Origin of the sequence: Sphingobium sp. BS19, from assembly GCF_027925545.1 — a bacterium.
In the GTDB taxonomy this organism is placed as follows: domain Bacteria; phylum Pseudomonadota; class Alphaproteobacteria; order Sphingomonadales; family Sphingomonadaceae; genus Sphingobium.
Genome location: NZ_BSEF01000018.1, coordinates 66,700 through 88,628 on the forward strand (window position 1 = coordinate 66,700; position 21,929 = coordinate 88,628).

Genomic DNA, 21,929 nt, shown 5'->3' on the forward strand with positions numbered 1-21,929 from the left:
CAAATCAGCGAAAACCCTTTCGAAGCGCCCCGGCAGTTCCAAGGATGTTAAATCGAAAGAGCAGCCCCCCGTGGCCGACTTCGATGTATCGACGGTGTATGGCGAAGAACAGGGCAGCGGGGGCGAAACGCATCAGACCGCAGGCGGAGACGTCGCCACGCTGACGACCGCGCAGGGCATTCCCGTCGCCGACGACCAGAATTCGCTGAAGCAGGGCGCGCGAGGCCCCGCGTTGCTGGAGGACGGACATTTTCGCGAGAAGATGTTCCATTTCGACCATGAACGTATCCCCGAGCGTGTGGTCCATGCCCGCGGCTATGGCGCGCATGGCTATTTCGAGCTGACGGAATCGCTCAGCGACGTGACGCGCGCGGATGTGTTGCAGCGTGTGGGTGAGCGGGTGCCTGCGTTCGTGCGGTTTTCGACCGTTGCCGGATCGAAGGGTTCGGCCGATCTGGCGCGCGATGTGCGCGGCTTTGCGGTGAAGCTCTACACGCAGGAAGGAAATTGGGACATCGTTGGCAACAACATCCCGGTGTTCTTCATTCAGGATGCGATCAAGTTTCCCGACCTGATCCACGCCGCAAAGCCGGAGCCGGATCGCGATTTCCCGCAGGCGCAGACCGCGCATGACAATTTCTGGGACTTTATCAGCCTGACGCCTGAAGCCATGCACATGGTGATGTGGACGATGTCCGACCGGGCGATTCCGCGATCCTTGCGGACGATGGAAGGCTTTGGCGTCCACACCTTCCGGCTGGTGAATGCCGAAGGCAAGTCGACCTTCGTCAAGTTCCACTGGAAGCCCAAGCAGGGGCTGCAGTCGGTAGCCTGGAACGAAGCGGTCAAGATTAACGGGGCCGATCCCGATTTCCATCGCCGCGACCTGTGGGATGCGATCAACGCCGGCGATTTCCCGGAATGGGAACTGGGTGTGCAGTTGTTCGACGATGCCTTTGCCGACAGCTTCGACTTCGACGTGCTGGACGCGACGAAGCTAATTCCTGAAGAACTGGTACCCGTGCGGATCGTCGGGCGGCTGGTGCTCGACCGGGCGGTCGACAACTTCTTTGCAGAGACCGAGCAAGTTGCGTTCATGACGCAGAATGTACCGCCGGGTGTCGATTTCAGTAACGATCCTTTGTTGCAGGGGCGTAACTTCTCCTACCTCGATACGCAGTTGAAGCGGCTCGGCGGGCCCAACTTCACGCATATCCCGATCAACGCCCCTAAATGCCCAATGGCGCATTTCCAGCAGGACGGCCACATGGCGATGCGCAACCCCAAGGGACGCGCGAACTATGAGCCCAATAGCTGGGGTGCCGCGCAAGGTGGCCCACGCGAAGATCCGGCGCGCGGTCACGTACCTGTACCGACGACCGAGGATGGTCCCAAGCAGCGAGTGCGGTCCGAGACGTTCGGCGACCATTACAGTCAGGCACGGCAGTTCTTCATGAGCCAGACGCCGATCGAGCAGAAGCATATCGGCGATGCGCTGGTGTTCGAACTGAGCAAGGTGGAGCGTCCCGACATCCGGTCGCGCACGGTTTCGCATTTGCTGAACATCGACGCGACGCTGGCTGACACCGTGGCGGACGGGCTTGGCCTGGATATGCCGGACGCTGCGAAGGCGGCACGGCCCACGATCATGGACCTGCCGACGTCGGATGCGCTGAGCATTGCAAAGAACGGCCCGGACAATTTCAAGGGTCGCAAGCTGGGCATATTGCTGACCGATGGCGCGGATGCCGCGATCTTCAACGCGCTCGTCAAGGCTGTCGATAGCGAAGGGGCGAACTACGAAGTGGTTGCCCCGAAGATCGGTGGCGTGACGCTTTCGGACGGGACGGCGGTTGCGGCGAAGCAGAAGATCGATGGCGGGCCATCGGTGCTGTACGATGCGGTAGCAGTCGTTGCTTCGGCAGAGGGCGCCGCTTTGTTGGCCGTCGATGCAGCGGCGAAGGACTTCGTCACGGACGCCTTTGCGCATTGCAAGTTCATCGGCCTGACGGCGGACGCCAAGGCGTTGTTCGAGAAGGCCGGCATTGCTGACGATCTGGATGAAGCGTGCATGCCCCTGGCGGCGGACAAGGATGCCGTGGCGTTTCTCACTGCCTGCCGCGCGCTGCGCCATTGGCCGCGGGAGATGAAAGTCGATCTGGATGCGCAACCGGCAGCCTGATCGACGACTATAATAAAGATGACGGGGACGGCCATGCGCTGTCCCCGCGTCGATTAAAAGGGACAGGAGACGCCCGGATGCAGATCGGCATCATCGCACATTTGAAGCATCCCATTGCAGAACCCTTCGCCGGCGGGCTTGAAATGCATACGCATTTGCTGGCGCGATCCCTGCGTGAACGCGGGCATGGCGTGACAGTGTTCGCATCGTCCAAGTCGGAGGCCAGCCTTGGGCTTGAAGCAATCTGCACCGAAACGGCGATTGCTTCAGTCGGTACTGCCGAAGCTACGGACATCGCGTTCTTCAAAGAGCATCATGCGTATTTGAGCCTGATGAACGATTTGCGGCACCGCGATTTCGATATTATCCATAACAATTCGCTGCATTATTTGCCGGTGTCCATGGCGGACAGCCTGCCAATGCCGATGGTGACGACGTTGCACACGCCGCCTTTCTGCTGGCTGGAAAGCGGCATTCGTTTGTGCACGGCACAGAACAACGCCTTTGTTGGTGTCTCGCAGTCGGTCGCGGATTTGTGGAGCCATGTACGGCCCATCGACGGGGTGATCCTGAACGGCATCGACCTAAACGGCTTCGCGTTTCATGCGGAGGCCGATCCTAAAGGCTATCTGGTCTGGTATGGCCGGATCGTTCCTGAAAAAGGCCTGCATCTGGCCATCGAAGCGGCACGGCGCATTGGATTGCCGCTGAAGATCGCGGGGCCGATTTTGGACGAAGCTTATTTTGAGGCGAAGATCGCGCCTGCGCTGGGAGTGGACGCCGTGCATGTCGGGCATCTCGATCATCGCGATCTGGCGCGGCTGGTAGGTGGCGCCCGGGCCTTTTTGTGCACGCCGATGTGGGATGAGCCATATGGACTGGTGGTTGCCGAGGCGCTGGCCTGCGGCGTACCGGTTGCTGCGTTCGCGCGGGGGGCAATCCCGGAAATTCTGGATGCAACATGCGGCGTGCTGGCGACGCCCGACAATGTAGGCTCCCTCGCCAGAGCGGGATTGCGCGCACTGTCTTTGGATCGCCGCGCTTGTCGCGCGCGGGCAGAGCGGATGTGCAATGCGGAGCGGATGGTCGACGATTATGAGGCGCTGTATCAGCGGCAGATCGGTCTGGCCGAGCCAAAGCGCCGGGGCGATTCTGCAGCTTCGTTGCAGCTTGTGCAGTCGTCGCGCCCCCTTGTTGCCATGAGCCGAACGTTGAATGGCTGAGCGAGCCGCGCCGATGCATCTGTGCGTATGCGTTCCGGCGCGGAATGAAGCGGCGCGGCTGCCGATATTGCTGGATGCGCTGGCGCGGCAGGATTGGGTTGGCCCCGTTCCCGTTGTCGTAGCCATCAACAATACGACGGACGATAGCGTGCAGGTCGTCGAATCTGCGCGCGAAAGACATGCGGGACGTCTGCATATCGCGCTGCTGTCCTCCGATTTCGCACCGGACATCGCGCATGCGGGGTCGGCGCGGCGCATGGCGATGGACGCAGGACTCTCGCTGATGGCGGAACATGACAACGCGGCGCTCGTCAGCACGGACGCCGATACGCGCCCGCCGCGCGCTTGGTTGACCAGCATAATGGCGGCGTTTGCGCGCGGTGCCGATATCGTCGGCGGGCGGATAGAGATCGATATGCGGGAACCCCTGCCCGCCCATGCGCTACGCATAAGGGAAGCGTGGGACAGGTATTGGATGACTGTCCGCGCCATCGAGGACAATGTCGATCCCCAACCGTGGGACCCTGCACCACGGCATGGCGATCATACCGGTGCGTCGCTGGCGATCAGCGCCGATCTGTATCGGGCCTGTGGGGGCGTGCCGCTGTTGCCGACGGGGGAGGATCGCGCCCTGGTAAATGCGGCTTTGGCGCGTGGCGCGCGGCTGGCGCATCCGCAAGACGTGTATACCTATGTGTCGCCGCGCACCGATGGGCGCGCAGAGGGCGGTATGGCGGTCGCGATGCAGGATTTGCTGGCGACGGCGCACAGCGGTTCGATGCCGATGGCACCGGCGTTCAATCACTGGCGCGCGCGCGCCATATGGCGTCGGCAATTGCGGACGCAGCCGGATGGACAGGCGCTGATCGCGCAGCAGGAACCGTTACTGCCGCCTATGCCGCATGACATGGCGCTGGAAATGGCACCATGAACCGCCGACCCATCGGATATTATGTGCATCATCATGGCGCAGGGCATCTGGCCCGCGCGCGGGCGATTGCTGCTGCGAGCGATTGGCCAGTCACATTATTGGGGACGGGCATTGGCGAGGCGGGAATCGACCTTTGCGACGATCGTCCGGTCTCTGGGCAGTTCGACGGTGTCGATGGCGCGGACAGCCGTTCGTCCGTTCTGCATTATGCGCCGGTCGATCATAAGGGCGTTCGGCGGCGGGTCGCGCAGATGGCGCTGTGGATCGCGACCGAGCACCCCGCGCTGATGGTGGTGGATGTGTCGGTGGAGGTCGCGATGCTGGCGCGGCTGGCGTCTGTACCCACTGTCTATGTGCGATTGAACGGCGACCGGCGCGACCCCGCGCATCTCGATGCGTTTCGAAGCGCCTTTGCCTTGCTGGCGCCGTTTCATGCCGATCTTGAGATGGCCTCCACGCCTGCGTGGGTGCGACAGAAGACGACATATTTTCCCGGCATCGCGGCGCAGGCGCAGGCGCAGGTGCAGGAAGATCCGCGAGACGAAAATCGCGTTCTCGTGGTGGTCGGGCGTGGGGGACCGATGGGCGATGGCGCGCAGATTGCGGACACGGCGCGCACCTGCCCCGACATGCATTGGCGGGTGATCGGGCCGGTGACATCGCCGCATGATCCGCCGCCGAATCTGGAGATTGCCGGATGGGTCGATACTCCCGAACAGGAGATTGCGCGCGCGGGTGTTGTGATCGGCGCGGCGGGGGATGGCCTTCTGGGCGCGGTGCTTGCTGCGGACCGTCCCTTCATCTGCATCCCGCAGGAACGTCCGTATGACGAGCAGCGTGCAACGGCAGCGCGTCTGAAAGCGTTGGATGCTGCGATTGTGCTGCAGGATTGGCCGCATGCCGACCTGTGGCCGATACTGATTGGCGAAGCGCACGCCGTGCCATCGGCCAATCGTCGGCGGTTGCACGATCCTGACGGTGCAAAGGCGGCGGCGTTGTGGCTGGCAGACTGTGCGGAGAGCATCGCGGGCGAAGTGGAGTATCGGGAATGACGCTGACGAACCCTATCGCGACAGTGCCGGACGATCCCGTGGTGCGGGCCAAGGCGATCCTTCCGCAACTGGCCGAACTGGGCGCGCGATACGACGCTGCGCCGATTTTTCCGGTCGACAGCATGAAAGTGCTGGCCGCGGCAGATTTGCATCGCACTTTTGCGCCGGTTGAGAGCGGCGGAGTGGCATTTGCGGATGCCGCCTCACGCAACCTGTGCATGATGTCGGTGCTGCGCATCGTCGGGCGCGCCGACCTGAGCGTCGGGCGATTGTATGAAGGCCATGTCAATGCGGTGACGCTGTTCGACTGGTATGGATCGGCGGCGCAGAAAGTGGATCTGGGTCAGAAGCTGAACCGGAATGCGTTCTATGGCGTGTGGGCGACTGAGCCGCAGCCGGGGGTGCGCATATCCGCGTCCGATGGCGTGGATATGCTGGAGGGGGCCAAGTCGTTCGCGACCGGCGCGGGCGGACTGGCCTATGCAGTAATAACGGCGCAACCGGCGGACGGATCGCGTCGGCTGGTCGTGGTGCCTGCCGATCAGGCGGAGCGTGCGGACCTGTCGCAATGGCGCGTCCGGGGGATGCGGGCGACGGGCAGCGGGCTTTACGACGTGAGTGGCATGACGGTCGATGCCGGGGCGTATCTGGGCGCGCCGGGGGAGTATGATCTGGAGCCGCGCTTCACCACGGGTGCGTGGCGCTTTACGGCAGTGCAGCTCGGTGGGATCGAAGCGCTGCTGATCGAGACGCGGGCCTGCATGTCGGAAACGGCGTGTGCAGATCCGCTGCAGAGAGCCAAGTTTGCCGATGCGGTTGCGGCGAATCGGACGGCGTATCTTTGGGTGCGCGAATGTGCCTTGCGGGCGGCATCGGAGGATGCCGACGGTCCGGCGTTCGCGCGGATGACGCGCGGGATCGTGGAGCGCGCGGCGCTGGACGTGATGGAGCTGGCGGCGCGCATCGTCGGTACGCGCAGCGCAATGGACGGACAGCGGATCGACAAGATCATCCGCGATCTGAGCCTATATCTGCGGCAGGCAGGGCCGGATTATGCGCGCGATCAGGCAGCGCTGGCATGGCTGGATCACGATGCCTGGGGCGCGGAGGATAGCCTGTGGTGATGCAGATGCTGGATGCGAAACCCTGGCGCGGTATGCGATGGCTGATCCTTGCGCCCCATCCCGATGATGAGACGTTGGGGGCCGCTGCGCTGATTGCGCAGATGGCCAAAGCGCGGTGCCTGGCGGGTGTTGTGTACCTGACCGATGGATCGGGGTCGCATGAGGATGGTGGCAGGCTGGTGAGCGTGCGGAAGCGTGAGGCGGCGGGGGCCTTGCGTCGGCTGACGGGCAGTCGCGCCTCCGCTCCCCGGCATCTTGGTTGGAAAGACGCAATGCCTTTTCAGTCCGATGATCCACGGTTTGCGCAGTCCTGCAGGACGCTCACAGCGCTGTGTCAGCGTTTGCACGTGGATGCTATGGCCGTGACGGCATTGGCAGAACCGCATTGCGATCATTCGGCGGCGGCGCGGCTGGCTTATGCAGTGCAAGGTGCGATGGCGCGGCGGCTTATCGTTGCGGAATATGTGGTTTGGGGCGAAGTGCCAGACCGCAAAGCCTATCGCATCGTCCGCAGCGCACCGATGCCCACTGGCAAGCGTGGCCATGCGCTGCGCGCACATCGCAGTCAGCTTACCGCTTCGCATGGTGCGGGGTTCCGTTTGCCCAAGGCGCAGCAGCGGATGGCGGCGCGCGATACGTTGTATGTGCGGCGTGCGGCATGACGCGGCACAAGGACAGCCTGAACGCGGACTATTTCGAGGACATGTTCCAAAATACGGCGGACCCGTGGGATCTGGAAAGCAGTGCCTATGAACAGGCCAAATATGATCGCAGCATCGCGGCATTGAATGACCGCATATATGGTCTGGGATTTGAGGTCGGATGCGCCAAGGGTGTGCTGACGGCGCGGCTGGCGGCGCAGTGTCACGCGCTGCTTGCGGTGGATGTCAGCGACACTGCGCTGGAAGCGGCGCGCTTGCGCTGCGCGGAATGGGAGCATGTGTCGTTCGGGCGGATGGCCTTTCCGGAACAGACACCGGCAGGCGCGGCGTTCGATCTGATCGTGCTGTCCGAGGTCGTATATTATTGGGACGATTGCGACATAGCGCGGGCGGGAGCGTGGATCGCGGAGCATCTGGCACCGGGCGGTGACGTCCTGCTGGTACACTGGACAGGCGATACCGATTATCCGCAGTCGGGCGACGAGGCGGTAAGCAAAATGCGCGCAGCCCTCGGCGGCGGCATATATGCGGTCAGGGTAGAACGACAGGCGCGCTATCGACTCGATCTGTGGCGCAAAGGCTTATGAGCCTCAGCGTGCTCACCATCGTCAAGAACCGGTCCGCGCATCTCGCGCAACTGGTGGAAGGGTTGCGACGTTCGGACGTCCTGCCGGATGAGCTGGTGATCGTGGACATGGGCAGTGCGCCGCCGGTCAGCATCGGCGAAACGCCCTTCCCGGTGCGGGTGGTGCAGCTCGATCTTCCGGGCCTGCCGCTGGCGGCGGCGCGTAATGCGGCTGCGCGAGCGGCGATGGGCACCGATCTGCTGTTTCTGGACGTCGATTGCATTCCGATGCGTACCCTTACCGATGCCATGGCGAACGCCCTGAAGAAGCAGGACGCGCTGATCTGTGCCGAGGTGCTGTATCTCGGTCCCGACGATGCCCGTGGCACGTGGCAGGAGGACGATCTGCAGCAGCGCGGCGTGCAGCATCCTGTGCGCGCGTTTCCGAAAAGCGGTATACGGAAAGAGGACAATGCAGGGCTGTTCTGGTCACTGGTTTTCGGCATCCGGCGGATGAGCTTCTTTGACCTGCGGGGATTCGACGACGCCTTTACCGGCTATGGCGCGGAGGACACCGATTTCGGTTTCCGCGCGAAGCAGGAGAAGCTGCCTTTGCTGTTCATGGGCGGCACGGGCGCCTTTCACCAGCACCACGACAGCTTCGATCCGCCGCTGCAGCATCTGGACGATATCGTCCGCAACGCGGTGCTGTTCCGCAAGCGGTGGAACATCTGGCCGATGGAAGGATGGCTGGAGGCTTTTGAAAAGGCCGGATTTATCGCACGCGAAGGGGAAACACTGACCCTGATCCGCCGACCCGATCACGACGAAATCGAACGCGCGCGGGTGGTGACAGCCTGGTAGGTTTCGAGTTTTACTTTCTTCACCGCCGATTTGCTTATGGCGGCCCAGTACGCACCAGAGCAAAATCCGCACACGCATCGGGTCGCTTCGCGGCCGACGGGCTTTCACTATTTCTAATCAGCGGAGACGGCAGGTGCCACCTCCAGCATCAGAGCGGTCCGGGCCACTCATCCGACGCCCCCCCCAAATATGGGGGCGTAAACCGCTAACTCTTTACACGCCAGCCGATGTGGGGCCGCCGAAAACTGGCTGACGCTGCCGTTGGACGCTCCTCATGGACCGCCCACGAAGGCCCCGCGTTCAACCAATACTTCGCCTTCGTCTTCCCCATCCCAATAATGCGCACGTTTTGCGTGCACCTTAATAAGGATGAGGCCTGGCGTATCCACGCCTTGCTCGAACCACCGATCCAGATCTTTGGTCCAGTGCGCGGCAAATGCACCCTTGTCCCGGATCAGTTCAGCCTGACCCTCGATCGCGATGAAGAAGGGGCGGATTCCCAGAAGGCCCGCCTTACCCTGAAAGCTGAGACCCACTTGCGGGTTTTGTTCTATGTCGGCCACCATCTGCGTGTCTTGCGTAGTGAAGAACCAGCTATCGCCATCATAATCGACGTCGCGATTATTACTCATTGGCCGAGCGCCGATCGTCCCGCCCGGACTGTGCGTGGATAGCATCGTGAAATCGATGTCTTTCATTTTCGCTGCGAGTTCGCTCAAGTTTCTCTTCGACATCCGGGCTCTCCCTTTTTGCTCGCCCTTCCAACGTCTCACGTTAGTAAACGCTCCCAAATGCTACATTAGTAATTGCTATTTTATCTCGCTGTCGAAACGATCCGACTGGTATTAGCGCAGTCCGTTTCGCGTATGACATGATGTGATCACGCGTTTTTTGTCGGTGAACCATTAACGGGTTCGTAGCTGACCATAGCTATTATGACCAACATGCCATCAGACCGAATAGCTGTGACCGCTTTCACTCGTGCCCAACTTAGGGTTCAGGTGCCTGCCGTCCGATGGTTCTTTGAACCTGCTGGTAAAGTCAGCGGGTCTGAGCGGTCTTTTCTTTTCGGGCAGATGATTGGTTCTCCTGCGTCCGTAATAATGGGATCGCTGTGCGCATTGATGGTGATCGCCGTCGGGCTATTTCGCACCGGTAACATGGTATTTTGGCTCTTCGCGATTTCAGAAGCGGTGCTGATGAGCTGCCGCTTCCTGGATTGGCAGATCCGAGACAGAACCCTGCGCGGCGGTAATGTGCCAACCATCGATAGATCGGTACTTTTTTCTACGCTCTGGTGCGCACAACAGGGGGCGCGGGCCTTTACCATCATGATCGGCAACGATCTCGTGTTAGGCGTCCTTGCGGCCACACTGGTTATGGCAATGATCGGTCCTATCTGTGCGCGCAATTATGCAGCCCCACGATTTGCTTTCATGCTCGTTCTTCTATGTGATCTTCCGTTCGTGCTGGGTGCCGTGGCATCGGGGGAACCGTGGTTCATGGTGATTGTCCCGATGACGCCGGCCTTTCTGCTGGGCGCAATGCAGATCATAAGCAATTTTCATCGGTCGATGCTTCTGACGCTTGGAATGCAGGCGAAGGCCATCCATCTCGCTCAGCATGATGCGCTGACCGGAATACTCAATCGCCAGGGCATGGATGACGCGCTCATCCAGATCACGCCCAGCCCGGATCGGCAAATGGCGTTGCTCTGCATAGATCTTGATGGCTTCAAGGACATTAACGACAAGCATGGGCACGGAGCGGGAGATATTCTGTTGATCGAAGTGGCAAAGCGGATGGCCGCGCAGCTTCGCTCGGATGATCTACTTGCACGCATGGGCGGCGATGAATTCATGGCTGTTGTCCGCGGGATGGCGCCCGAGAAGGTTGGGCCGTTAGCAGACCGCCTGATCGCAGAGGTTGCTCGTCATCCGTTCACGTTGGAAGGTGGCACAGTGGTGCAGGTCGGTGCAAGTATTGGCTTTGCCTGCCTTCCGGAAGATGCGGTCACCACGGTCGAACTTCGCCTGCGTGCCGATCAGGCCCTGTATGCCGCGAAACATGCCGGGAAAGGCGTAGGCCGACGTTATGGTGCGTTGGCACCAACGGCCGCCGGTGAACGAAGGCCAAAATGATCGGGCTCACCACTCGGCAGGGATAAGCATAACATTCACTGTTAAATCAGAAAATTGGTCGCTTAACGACCGACATAAGGTCAGCTTTAGCCCAAGGGGCCTTGTTTTCAGTGCGCCGATATGACCATGAGCCGTTATCTCGCCGCGTTATACATGCCATCCCGGCCAACGACGCGCGATATCAACCTGACAGGACATTATATGGGCCAACTGCGCACAGCCAATAATCGGCGCAATCGCGCCGCTCGCAACGCGATCGAACGCAGGCCTGCTGCTGCCGACATCTTGACGGCTGCGGTCTCCGCCACACCGGCACTGAAGGCCAAATCGAAGCCATCGGCCTCCTGAGCGACGCTATCGAGACCCCCGATCGTTTAGTCCAGCCGACAAGCTGCCTTACCGAACTGGGCTGGAGACCCTTTTTCAGCGCACAGATTTCTGGCGAAGAAGTCGCCCGATGCTGTCCGGTGCGCGTGACGGCGGTCCATCGCGGCAAGATTGCCGTGACGGGCGATGCGGGCTCATGGCTGGTCGATCCGCATATCCCCGGCGCCGGTCCTGCCCACGACCATCCGACAATAGGTGACTGGTTGCTGATCGATCGCGAGACGCAGCACGTCTCGCGTGTTCTGAGCCGTGCGAGCCTCTTCAAGAGGCGTGCGCCCGGCCCCGACCGGAAAACGCAGATGATCGCCGCCAATGTGGACACAGTGTTCATCGTCGCATCCTGCAACCAGGACTTCAGCGCATCGCGTCTCGAGCGCTATCTTGTGCTCGCGCGCGATGTGGGAGTGACCCCCGTCGTGGTGCTGACCAAGGCAGATATCACCGACGCCCCCGAGGCATTCGAGGCATCTGCACGCAGTCTACAGCCTGACTTGCTCGTGCGGACCGTCAACGGGCGCGATCCGGATGATGTCGCGTGCCTCGCGGCCTGGTGTGGGATGGGACAGACTGTCGCCCTTCTGGGCTCCTCAGGCGTCGGCAAGTCGACACTCGTCAACACCTTGCGAGGCTCGAACAGCATAGCCACTCAGGATATCCGCAAAGCCGATGGCACGGGTCGCCACACGACGACCGTGCGGGAGATGCATCGTCTGGCTGGCGGCGGCTGGCTGCTCGACACGCCCGGCATGCGCGAACTTCAATTGACAGATGCGGCAACGGGACTGGGTGAAGTCTTCGACGATATTGCCGCAGCGACTGAGCACTGTCGATTTTCCAACTGCGCCCACAATGCCGAGCCCGGCTGCGGCGTCCAGGCCGCAATGGCTCGCGGTGAATTCTCGACCGCGCGCCTGGAACGCTGGCGCAGACTGACGGCAGAGGAGGCCCTCAATACCGCTAGTCTCACACGAAAGCGGAGCGGAATGGGTAAACGGTCGGGGGCCTAGGCTCTTCTCTTGCTCAGTTAGCTGCGGGGGAACCGCCGCTTTGGCGGGAGTAGGTCATGTCAAAGCGATGAAGCATTTTCGAATGTTCAGAACCACCGCGAAGCCGCGTCCTAGCCGCTAAACTAAGGCTATGTTGGCGATTACGACGTACTGGTCGCGCTGATACCTACATTGCCTGACAGGAGCCCCTTCTCGCATTTAAATGCCGTGAGCGGGAGCCATCCCCCTCATCCGCTTCCAATTTCGAAATCGAAAAGCCGCCGTTCGATGAGAACCCATTCCTATCTCTCCATTGCGAGAAACCTGTCCTGCACCCAATCGGCTATATAGCTTTTGACAGGCTCCATATTGTCTGCGGAGCAGTGTTCAACGCCACCTTCCTCATCGGTGAACAGCTTGAAATCGAGGTGCGGACTATTCACGGCCTGATCGCGGCTCTGATAGGCATATTCACGCGGAATCTGGCGGTCTTTCGCGCCGTGGGTAATCAGGAACGGGACGGTCATATTCTGCATGTGCCCGTTCAGCGTTACCTTGGGCATAAGCGCCATGAAGGCATCCATGTCGGGTTGGCCCCATACCCACATCACATGCTCCCAATAATGCGGCACCGGGTTCTCACCTTCATTCTTGAGCCGACGCGCCTGCAGCTCCCCCCAATTGTGATTGGCACCCCAGGCGACGCACAGTTTGAAACGCTTTTCATAAATGGCGGCGCGCGGCGCATAATAGCCGCCCAGGGACCAGCCCATCATGCCGATCCGGTCGCTGTCGACATCGGGGCGCAGCGCGAGCGCATCAATAGCGGCACTAGCCCAGACTTCGCTGTCATAGCGCGCAGGCAGGCCATTCAGGCGGAGCGCTTCGCCCACGCCCGGCTGGTCAACCGCGAGTATATTGATGCCCCGCTTTGCGAATGTGTCGCGTACCGAGAGCGCGATCATTTCCTTCACGCTGTCGAGACCGTTGCAGAATATCATGGTAGGGCGTGGGCCGGCGCCTTCGCCGGGGATGAACAGCCCAGGGAAGCTTGAGCCCTCATAAGGAATCTCGACTCGCTCCCAACCGAGCTTTCCTGTCTCAACAGCTCGCATCATCGTGCCGAGCAGGGTGCGGTACATCTGCTTGCGCGGCGCATAGCCGCTCGCCTGCATACGTTCGGCGGTAATATAATATGCGGTTGCGCGTAGATATTTGTCGCTCGCACTCAGCGTGTGCCCGACCGCTTCGCAATGCTCGCCAAGCCGAACGAGATTGTCCGCCATCGCTCCCCAGCTATCGAAAAAGGCAGCCGTTCCCTTGTCGGCACCTTCCCGCGCAATTTCGCGCACTTCATTATTGGCTTTGTCGATTTCGCCCATCGACGCACCCATGCAGAGGCAGATGTTGACGCCAAGGTTCCACACATAATTTCCGGGAAAGGGTTCATACATGCGATATCAATCCTCGATAATGGCGACGGCGCGGGTCCACCCAGCGGACGCAGCGCGAATTTTCATCGGGAAACAGGCGATGGTGAAGCCGGTTGCAGGCAGCGCCTCCAGATTATGCAGCTTTTCAAGGTGGCAGTAGCCAATATCCCGGCCCGCCTTGTGTCCTTCCCAGATCAGCTTCGCATTGCCGGTTGCGAGATATTTTTCCTTGGTGTGGATGAAGGGCGCATCCCAGCTCCATCCATCGGTGCCGGTCAGCCGTACACCCCGCTCCAGCAGGTACATCGTCGCCTCATAGCCCATGCCGCAGCCCGCAGTGACGTAGTCGTCCTCGCCATAACGCTGGCCCGCCGCCGTGTTGACGACTACGATCTCCAGAGGTGCAAGCTCATGGCCGATCCGCGCAAGCTCTGCCGCCACATCGCCCGCCGTCGCGACATAGCCATCTTCGAAATGGCGAAAATCGAGCTTGACGCCGGGCTGGAAGCACCAGTCTAGTGGCACCTCATCGATGGTAATCGCCCGCTCGCCCTTGTTCATGGTTGAGGCGAAGTGATAGGGCGCATCGAGGTGGGTACCGTTGTGGGTGATAAGCGCGATCCGCTCGATCGCCCACGCCTCCTCGTCGGGCAGGTCTTCCGGTTTCAGGCCAGGAAAAAATCCTGCCAGTTCAGGCACCGACATTTTGTGATCGATATAGTCGATCTTTGGCCTAAAAGGCGGCGGATCGGAGATCACGTCGTTTTCAAGATAGATGGAAAGATCGACGATCTGCCTGGCCATGATCAGAACTCCACCCTGTCCCCGCCCTTCAAGCCGAGAATGTGGCGTGCCTCGTCCGGCGTAGCCGGTTCGTGGCCCATTTCGGCGAGGATGCGCTTGATCTTTTCCACTTGCTGGGCATTGGACGCTGCGAGCACGCCTCGCTCTATGAAGAGGCTGTCTTCCAAGCCCACGCGCACATGCCCGCCCATCAGCGCAGCCTGCGTCACAAAAGGCATCTGGTGTCGCCCCGCCGCCAATACCGACCACTGAAAGCTGTCTTTGCCGAACAGGCGGTCGCACGTCTGCTTCATGAACATCAGGTTGTCGAGCTCGGCCCCGATCCCGCCCAATATGCCGAACACCATCTGCACGAAGAAGCCGGGCTTCACGAGGCCGCGGTCGAGAAAATGCGCCAGATTGTAGAGATGCCCGACATCATAGCATTCATGCTCGAAGCGCGTTCCGGCATCGGACATCGCTTCCAGAATATAGGCTATGTCGCGGAATGTGTTTTTGAATATGAAATCGTCGGAGCCCTCGACATAATCCTTCTCCCACCCATGCTTCCAGCTCTTGATACGCGCGGCCGCCGGAAAGAAGGAAAAGTTGATCGAACCCATGTTGAGCGAGCACAATTCCGGCGCGAACCTCCTGGCAGCCGCCAGTCGCTCCTGCACACTCATCGTCACCGCCCCGCCAGTGGTGATGTTGACCACCGCGTCGGTCCTCTGTTTGATCACCGGCAGGAAACGCGCATAGACATCCGGATCGCCCGTGGGTCGGCCATCCTCGGGCACCCTTGCATGCAGATGCAATATTGCTGCGCCTGCTTCGGCTGCTTCGATCGCCTGGCTGGCGATTTCTTCCGGCGTGACGGGCAGCGCGCCCGACATGCTCGGAACATGTGCGCTTCCCGTTACTGCGCAGGAAATGATCACTTTCGCCATAATACCCAGGGTCCTCTCAATATTCCGCCATCAGAGCGGCGGTCGCGCGGTGCAGCAAGCCGCCTGGGTCTGCATGGGGATTATGGATGCCGCGCCATTCCTCCATTTCCCAGCTGGCAAGCTGGGTTGAGCAATCAACCACATATTTGACGCGGTCGAAGCGTCGCTGCATGAATTCCCTCTGGGCCACCTCCAGCGTGGAATGCGTGCCGAGCAGTTCGGCCAGAAGCACTGCATCCTCGATCGCCATCGCCGCGCCCTGCGCGAGATGCGGCGTGGTGGTATGTGCAGCATCGCCGCCCAGCATGATGCGGCCCTTGTACCACGGCTCGCTGACCAGCATGTTCATCATGGGCCGATAGACGACGCCGGCGGGATCGAGGATTTCGCTTTTCAGGCGCTCTACCAGCCCGCCATATCCCTTTAGGCGGGCCTGCATTTCGCTGGCCACATCGGGGCCGTCATACCAGGTTCCATCTTTCTCAGCCGTCACGATGAACATGTACATCAGCGTCGGCGACAAAGGTACGAGACCGACCTTCGTGTCCGGCCCGAAAAAGACCATGCCCGTGTCCATTTCCGCTGGGCGCTCGAAATTATAGCGCCATACGCCTTGCCCCGTGAATTGCGGAATATAGGTATCGCCGAACAACCACTGGCGTGTCGGTGAGAACACGCCTTCGTACCCAATCACGAGATCGTAGCGACGTTGGCTGCCGTCGCTGAACGACACGTCGACCGCTGCCCCGGCGCTATGATTGAGGTCGCTGACCGTTGTGCCGAGCCGGATGTCGACCCCCTTTTCGGTCGCACCATCGATCAACACTTCGTGCAGCTTAGGCCGTGTGATGCCGTTGTTGGCGGGAAGATGGGGTGCGGCGTCTCGCGCGCCGGGTGGATCGAGCAGAACATTCCCCTGCGCGTCATGAACGCGCCAGCTTTCGAATGCCCCCCCTTCTTTCAGGCATGGCTGAACGAGACCGACCTTTTCCAGCGCACGCAGGACATTATTGGGCTGAATGATGCCAACGCCATAGACGGTCCATGTCGGCGCCTTTTCGATCAGATCGACTTCGATTCCCTGCATGCGCAGCGCGCGCGCTGCGACCAGTCCACCGATCCCGCCGCCTATGACCAGAGCCTTCGATACAGCAGCCATCAATGCTCTCCTTCCGTAGGGCTACCCGTTCCCTCCGTGATGTAGCGGAAGTTCCAATCCGGCTCCTGCGCGAGGAATGGCGGCAGATTATGTATGAAGCTTGCGAACCCGAAGAGCGGATTGATCCAGTCGCGCGGCACCCAGTTGTCGTCGAGATAATCCGAATCGGTGCCATATTCGGCCTCACCCCCCGCGGGGCAGGGCAGGTAGTAGAATAAAGCGGAATCGATGCGGTGCCGCCCAAGCCCGAGATGGGAAGGATCCCACCCCTTGCGCGTCATGTAGTTGGCGCCGGTCATGACTTCATCGATATCCTCCACCCCGAAATTGGCGTGGTGGAACCGCACCTTGCCATCCATTCCCGGAAATGGGGCATTGGCGTTGATGAGGAAGAGATTGTGATGATTGCACGAACCATCCGCACGCAGGTACATACCGAACCCGCGCTGATGGTCGGAGAGACGGAAACCGAGATAGCCCCGCATGAAGGCAAAACCGCCTTCATAGTCCTCGATCGCCCAAACTACGTGATTGATCACCTTGGGCCGGGCGCGCTCGCGCCATTTGCGATGCTGATTGAGCCTGTTGACCCGTCCCGGCGCGTTAACTGGATCAGGCGCGTAGGTAACCGGCCGCTTGGCAAATAGCCTTAGGCCCATCGGTATGCCGAAGGGTGTCAGGAAATGGGCGGTGCCATCCTGGTCGCGTGTTACATCGACCGCCCTGCCCAGCGCATCGACCAGTTGTTCAAGCGATCGCTGACTGTCCACGCCCCAGATGACCTGGCAAACGCCATCGCCTTCCATTGTCGCCAGGGGCAGAGCGGCATCATCGCGATGCCGAACGATAACCTGCGAGCCTTCCATCAGTTCAAATCGTGCCAGCGTTTGACCTGTGTCCTTTGGCGGAAGGCCGAAATCCGTGAAAAATCGCGTGCTCAACTCGACATCGCCTACGCGATAGACCAGCGATTCAATGCCCGTTATCGGCATGTTCAGTCTCCGACGTTTTCTGAGGCGGACAGGTCAAAGCGCTGTCCATCGCGCGCTACCACGACCGGCCCGTGGAACTCATCGATCAGTCCGGCAACATAGCCCGTATCGTTCTGGTCCGTATCCAGGCCCGGGACCAAATGGGTAAGTGCCACCATGCGGACATTGGCCCGTCGCGCCATCGCGCCCACCTGCCTTGGCGTCACATGGTTGATGCCGAGATGTTTCATCACCCCTTCGCGCAGGCTTTCAGGCATATCGGCCTTCTCCAGCGACGAGCGAATGGCCTCCATGTCGATGACCTCACTCACCAGCAGGTCAGCATTCTTCGCAAGAATCTCCAGACGCCGGGAGGGGCCGGTGTCGCCAGAATAGACGACCGCTGCGTTTCCTGCCTCTATGCGAAATGCATAGGACCGTGCGCTCAACGCCGCTTCGCTGGGGGGAGCGAAATGATAGTGATCGTTCAGGATAGCGAGCACGCGCACCCCCGTCCGATTGAAAACAGCGGTAGGCGCTTCCATCTCGGAAGCCATATCGATCGGCTTTACCGTCTGCGCGATCGTCGGCAGGTCGGCAGCCAAAGATACAGGGACCAGCTCGACCGCCCTAGCCGCCGCCATCAGACCGGCTACCATCTTGGTCGTGCCCGGCGGTCCATATATCGGGAGAGGATCATAGACTCCCTGAACCCACCGGTTGACGAGCAACGGCCACAGTCCGCCAACATGATCGATGTGATGATGCGAGATAAACAGGCCCTTGATGTGGGCGAGTTCGATGCCTGCGGCCTTGAGCTGGCGCTGCGTACCCTCGCCCACGTCGAACAGGTAGACATCCTGCCCAACGACAATGGCATTGGCCGGTTGCGACCGGTTCGTCTGCGCAAGCGGCCCCCCGCCCGTACCCAATGTCACAAACTGGAAATGCGTTTTGGCGTTATCGCTCTTCGCTGGCTCTGCCCCGTTGGCAGCCATGGCCGTAGGGCCTTTGCCAACGCCAAACGCCAATAGCGCAACACCCAGCAGCACGACATAGGGATTGTCGCCCAACCTCTTGCGCAACACTCCACGTGCACGGGAGCGATCTGATCGAGATTGACGGGACGGCCCGCCTGCTCCAGCGCGCGAGCCGCGGCGGCATGTATCCGGAGCAAGGTAAAGCCGTAGTCCGGTCATGCGCCTGCTTCCTCAGAATTCAAACCCGGCCCGCACCCCGTAGGTCCGCGGCGGGCGCAAGATGTTGAACACGGCTGGATAGACCGGGCGCAGACTGGTGCCAGCGTACACCGTTTCATTCTCGACATTGTTCACAAAGCCAGTGATCGACCATTTGCTCCGCGTGCCCCGCAGCGTCAGGTACAAGTCGGAGGTCATGTAGCTGTCCTGCTTCTCCTCCGGCAGATAATCGATGGCGAGGAAGCGGCTGGACTCGATCTTGGTGCGCGCTCCGAAGGTCAGATCCATAGTATCGCCCAATGGGAACACATGTTCATAGCCCAGATTGGCACTCCATTTCGGCGTGTTGATCTGCGATTTTCCGGAACAGTCGACAACGAATGCCGTCTGGCCCGGAGGCCTCGGGAAAGTCGGGTCGACCGACGTGGCGCAGGCCGTGCGCGGTGCGGAGGCTCCCAGCGCGGTGAACGAGAAGTCCGTGTACTTCCCGTTGAGATACTGGACGTTCGCCATGAAAGTGTCGCTCTGCGTGAAACGGAAGCTCATCTCCACTTCAGCACCGTAGATGCGCGATTTGCCCGCGTTGGTCGTTACCAAGCCGGAACCGACGATCGGGTTGCCCATCGCGTCAAGGTTACGTGTGGGGCCGATATAGTTGATCTGCTGGTCTTTATAATCCCAGTAGAAGCCCTCGACATTCAGCTTCAAACGATTGTTCAGGAGCATGTTCTTACTGCCGATCATATAGGCAGTGATGTTTTCCGGCGCGAAGCTATTATCCAGTGTGGCGACAAAAAAGCCGCCGGATTTGAAGCCTGTCGCGACATTTGCATAGAGAAGGTTGTCGGATCCGGCGTCCCATTCAATTCCGCCCTTCCAGGTAACCTTTTCAAAGTTCTTGGCACCGGCGACATTCACCGGTGTGACGGTGTTGTTGAACGGATCGACCGGCTGTCCTGCGAAAATGCCAGTCTGGGTCAGCGCGATGTCGGCGACCTTGCGTTCGTGACTATAGCGAACACCGGCCAGTAAACGAAAATTTGGAAGCACTTCATAGGTGGCTTGTCCGAACAGTGCCTTGCTTTTGTTACTGAGGTCCACAGTAAATTTAGTGCTCAGAACCTGACCCTGGACGAAATGGTTGAAAGTGTTCTGGTCCTCGTCAAAATAATAGCCGCCGATCACATATTTGAGTGGACCATCTCCGTTGGAGGAAAGGCGTACTTCAAGGCTCTTTTGCTTGGCGCTTTCGGTAACGCGGCCATAATAGCCGCCATTATAATTCAGATAGTCAGGGCGACTATCGCGATACGCGGGTATGACGGTCAGCGTCGCAAAATCGAGATCGAAATCGACATTGGCCGAAATGCCCCAGAATTCGCTATCCACAAAGCCATCGTCCTTCGCCAGCGCGACGCCGTTGAGTGTAGGGCTGACGATCTTGACAGGGGGCGGCAAAAACGGATTGGCGAGAATGGCGCTTTGCAGCGCGGACGTGCTACGCGGATCGGAGTTGCCGATCCTGTCATTCACATCTGGCGCGTTCGGAGCAAATGGGGAGGGAACCAGAACGCTGCCCGTGCCCTTGCCCCCCTGGTGGAAATAATCGGCAACCAGGGTTGCAGCGACTGCGCCCTGCTCGAACCGCAGCGATCCGCGCAATGCCTGACCGTTTTCATCGTCATAGCCGTCAGACAGGTAGCCGTCCCTGTCGGCAACCTGCGCGGCGAGCCGGAAGGCAGCATTCGTACCGAGAGGAAGATTGACCGCAGCCTGAGCGCGTATCGCGTTATAATTGCCATATTCGATATTGATCGAACCGCCGAAATGGTCGAACTCGGGGCGCTTGGGAATGACGTTGATGGCGCCGCCCGTCGCGTTTCGACCGTAGAGCGTACCCTGCGGTCCCTTGAGCACCTCAACACGTTCCAGATCGTAGAAGGTACCCAGCAAGGCAGCGGGTCGCGCGATGTACACCTGGTTAAAGTTGAAAGCGACGGGATTCTCGGTGAACGCATTGCCGACGAGGCTGCCTACGCCCCGAAGGTAGAAGCCGACAGACGTGCCGGTAGCAGGCTGCACGATCAGCGAGGGCACCAGCTTGGTCAGCCCGGTTACATCCGTGACGCCTGCCTTGTTGAGATCGTCCGCACTAACGGCAGCGACGGCAAGCGCCGTTTTCTGGAGGCTCTCCGCTCGCCTTTGCGCGGTAACGATGATGTCATCGACCGCAAATCCGCTATCCGGTACAGCGCTATTCTGAGCGATTTCCTGAGCCGATGCTGCAGACGAAATAGCAAGCGCAGCCAGTGAAACGCACAAGGCAGCGCGCCGTGGAGCACGTATACGCATGGTTCCCCTCCTCAATGGACCACGTCCTTATGATGGGTGGCCTCATGCGTTATTTATGATTGAAAGCCGCTGGAATTGGGAAATCATATCTGGTGCTTGCAGTAACAACTACAGGTTGTGGTTCGCCGTGAGTTCGCTGGCCTCCTCCACCATGATCCTGCGCATGTAGGCATGGGCGAGATTGTCCTGATTTCGCCTGTGCCACATCATGTCCTCGCGCAGCGGCGGGACCGCCATCGGGCAGGGATAGATCGACAGGCCCAGGATCGGCGCAATGGCGTTGGCGAGTTTGCGCTGCGCGGTGGCAACCAGTTGCGTGCCGGGAAGCGCAAAAATAAGCGCTGAAAAGCTGGGCGCGGTCGCCGCAACGCGGGGGCGGAAGTCGGCCAGTCGCCACGCATGTTCCACGACCGTTTCGACGCCTTCGCCAATCCGCACGACATTGTGTTTCGCGCTAAGATATTGTGCGGTCGTGAGTTGAGCATTGCTCCCGAAGAAGCGCGCATCCACCACGCAGACGAAATCGTCCTCGAATAAAGGATCGTGGACGAGGTCTTCGCTCGGTCGATAATTAATGAATAGATCGGGGTCCATTGGCGAAATACAAAAGTCCAGATCGCCACTTTCGAGTGCGAGATAAGCACTGTCCAAAAGGCCGGCTACCTCTACCGCAATGTTGGGGGCTTCTTCGTTCAGCCGACGCAGCAGCCGGGGAAGGAAGATCAGCGAGCTGTAGTCAGACATGCCTATGCGAAAGCGGTTTCGTGCCAGAGCAGGATCGAATTTCGGCTGCGTGTCGAGCGCCGACTGTATCTTTAGCCCGTCTTATTCACCGTGCTTAGTTAGAAGGGTTGGCGGGAGTGGCCTAAGCAGTTGCTTTATAGTAGGAAAATGGGTGTCGAAGCCAATCCTGCAACGAGGCAAAAAATGCCACAAGCCACACCCGCCGAGAACGATGATAGCGC

The 21,929-nt window shown here is 60.1% G+C and carries 20 protein-coding genes; 11 read left to right on the forward strand and 9 right to left on the reverse strand.

Translation table 11 applies throughout. From position 1 onward, the window contains the following. The first annotated feature begins 70 nt into the window (after window positions 1-70). From QMG56_RS18425 to QMG56_RS18460, 8 genes are all read left to right on the forward strand, one after another. Complete coding sequence (locus QMG56_RS18425; RefSeq protein ID WP_375713726.1) at window positions 71-2,182, forward strand: catalase; 2,112 nt, start codon at window positions 71-73, stop codon at window positions 2,180-2,182. 77 nt (window positions 2,183-2,259) lie between these two features. Beyond that, on the forward strand, window positions 2,260-3,405 hold the full coding sequence (locus tag QMG56_RS18430) for a glycosyltransferase (RefSeq protein WP_281823924.1): 1,146 nt from the start codon (window positions 2,260-2,262) through the stop codon (window positions 3,403-3,405). After that, window positions 3,398-4,336 carry a glycosyltransferase family 2 protein gene (locus tag QMG56_RS18435; RefSeq protein WP_281823926.1) on the forward strand — a complete coding sequence of 313 codons (939 nt, stop codon included), beginning with the start codon at window positions 3,398-3,400 and terminating at the stop codon, window positions 4,334-4,336. Before QMG56_RS18430 ends, QMG56_RS18435 begins: the two co-directional genes overlap by 8 nt. After that, on the forward strand, window positions 4,333-5,388 hold the full coding sequence (locus QMG56_RS18440; RefSeq protein ID WP_281823929.1) for a glycosyltransferase: 1,056 nt from the start codon (window positions 4,333-4,335) through the stop codon (window positions 5,386-5,388). The genes QMG56_RS18435 and QMG56_RS18440 overlap by 4 nt, the downstream gene beginning before the upstream one ends. Beyond that, window positions 5,385-6,512 (forward strand): acyl-CoA dehydrogenase family protein, encoded by a 1,128-nt coding sequence (locus QMG56_RS18445; RefSeq protein WP_281823931.1) that lies wholly within the window; start codon window positions 5,385-5,387, stop codon window positions 6,510-6,512. The genes QMG56_RS18440 and QMG56_RS18445 overlap by 4 nt, the downstream gene beginning before the upstream one ends. After that, on the forward strand, window positions 6,512-7,174 hold the full coding sequence (locus QMG56_RS18450) for a PIG-L deacetylase family protein (RefSeq protein WP_281823964.1): 663 nt from the start codon (window positions 6,512-6,514) through the stop codon (window positions 7,172-7,174). The genes QMG56_RS18445 and QMG56_RS18450 overlap by 1 nt, the downstream gene beginning before the upstream one ends. After that, window positions 7,171-7,761, forward strand: coding sequence for an SAM-dependent methyltransferase (locus QMG56_RS18455; protein ID WP_281823933.1), 591 nt, complete (start codon window positions 7,171-7,173; stop codon window positions 7,759-7,761). The genes QMG56_RS18450 and QMG56_RS18455 overlap by 4 nt, the downstream gene beginning before the upstream one ends. After that, entirely contained in the window at window positions 7,758-8,603 is an 846-nt protein-coding gene (locus tag QMG56_RS18460) for a glycosyltransferase family 2 protein (protein WP_281823935.1), read from the forward strand. Before QMG56_RS18455 ends, QMG56_RS18460 begins: the two co-directional genes overlap by 4 nt. A 272-nt stretch (window positions 8,604-8,875) precedes the next feature. Here the strand turns inward: QMG56_RS18460 and QMG56_RS18465 are convergent, their stop codons facing one another. Then, a complete protein-coding gene (locus tag QMG56_RS18465; RefSeq protein WP_281823936.1) occupies window positions 8,876-9,337 on the reverse strand; it encodes a pyridoxamine 5'-phosphate oxidase family protein in 462 nt (153 codons plus the stop codon). A gap of 390 nt (window positions 9,338-9,727) precedes the next feature. Here QMG56_RS18465 and QMG56_RS18470 point away from each other — a divergent pair, with 390 nt between their 5' ends. From QMG56_RS18470 to rsgA, 3 genes are all read left to right on the forward strand, one after another. After that, window positions 9,728-10,744 carry a GGDEF domain-containing protein gene (locus QMG56_RS18470; protein WP_281823938.1) on the forward strand — a complete coding sequence of 339 codons (1,017 nt, stop codon included), beginning with the start codon at window positions 9,728-9,730 and terminating at the stop codon, window positions 10,742-10,744. A 153-nt stretch (window positions 10,745-10,897) separates the two neighbouring features. Continuing rightward, entirely contained in the window at window positions 10,898-11,092 is a 195-nt protein-coding gene (locus QMG56_RS18475; RefSeq protein WP_281823940.1) for a hypothetical protein, read from the forward strand. A 125-nt stretch (window positions 11,093-11,217) separates the two neighbouring features. Beyond that, window positions 11,218-12,138 (forward strand): ribosome small subunit-dependent GTPase A, encoded by a 921-nt coding sequence (gene rsgA / locus QMG56_RS18480; RefSeq protein ID WP_281823942.1) that lies wholly within the window; start codon window positions 11,218-11,220, stop codon window positions 12,136-12,138. A gap of 281 nt (window positions 12,139-12,419) precedes the next feature. Here the strand turns inward: rsgA and QMG56_RS18485 are convergent, their stop codons facing one another. The 8 genes from QMG56_RS18485 to QMG56_RS18520 all read right to left on the reverse strand — a co-directional run bounded on the left by QMG56_RS18485 (window position 12,420) and on the right by QMG56_RS18520 (window position 21,777). Continuing rightward, the gene (locus QMG56_RS18485; protein WP_281823944.1) at window positions 12,420-13,571 is read right to left on the reverse strand and encodes a S9 family peptidase; all 1,152 of its coding nucleotides are present in this window, start codon (window positions 13,569-13,571) and stop codon (window positions 12,420-12,422) included. A 6-nt stretch (window positions 13,572-13,577) separates the two neighbouring features. Next, a complete protein-coding gene (locus QMG56_RS18490; RefSeq protein ID WP_281823947.1) occupies window positions 13,578-14,354 on the reverse strand; it encodes a cyclase family protein in 777 nt (258 codons plus the stop codon). Window positions 14,355-14,356: 2 nt separating this feature from the next. Continuing rightward, window positions 14,357-15,283, reverse strand: coding sequence for a 3-keto-5-aminohexanoate cleavage protein (locus QMG56_RS18495; protein WP_281823949.1), 927 nt, complete (start codon window positions 15,281-15,283; stop codon window positions 14,357-14,359). 16 nt (window positions 15,284-15,299) lie between these two features. Further along, entirely contained in the window at window positions 15,300-16,442 is a 1,143-nt protein-coding gene (locus QMG56_RS18500) for an FAD-dependent monooxygenase (RefSeq protein ID WP_281823951.1), read from the reverse strand. Then, window positions 16,442-17,434 carry a VOC family protein gene (locus tag QMG56_RS18505; RefSeq protein WP_281823953.1) on the reverse strand — a complete coding sequence of 331 codons (993 nt, stop codon included), beginning with the start codon at window positions 17,432-17,434 and terminating at the stop codon, window positions 16,442-16,444. Before QMG56_RS18505 ends, QMG56_RS18500 begins: the two co-directional genes overlap by 1 nt. A gap of 2 nt (window positions 17,435-17,436) precedes the next feature. Next, window positions 17,437-18,501, reverse strand: coding sequence for an MBL fold metallo-hydrolase (locus QMG56_RS18510; RefSeq protein WP_281823955.1), 1,065 nt, complete (start codon window positions 18,499-18,501; stop codon window positions 17,437-17,439). Window positions 18,502-18,624: 123 nt separating this feature from the next. Then, window positions 18,625-20,964 carry a TonB-dependent receptor gene (locus QMG56_RS18515; protein ID WP_281823957.1) on the reverse strand — a complete coding sequence of 780 codons (2,340 nt, stop codon included), beginning with the start codon at window positions 20,962-20,964 and terminating at the stop codon, window positions 18,625-18,627. Between the two features lie 108 nt (window positions 20,965-21,072). Continuing rightward, window positions 21,073-21,777, reverse strand: a complete 705-nt coding sequence (locus QMG56_RS18520; RefSeq protein WP_309298582.1) for a LysR substrate-binding domain-containing protein — start codon at window positions 21,775-21,777, stop codon at window positions 21,073-21,075. Window positions 21,778-21,929 lie beyond the last annotated feature (152 nt).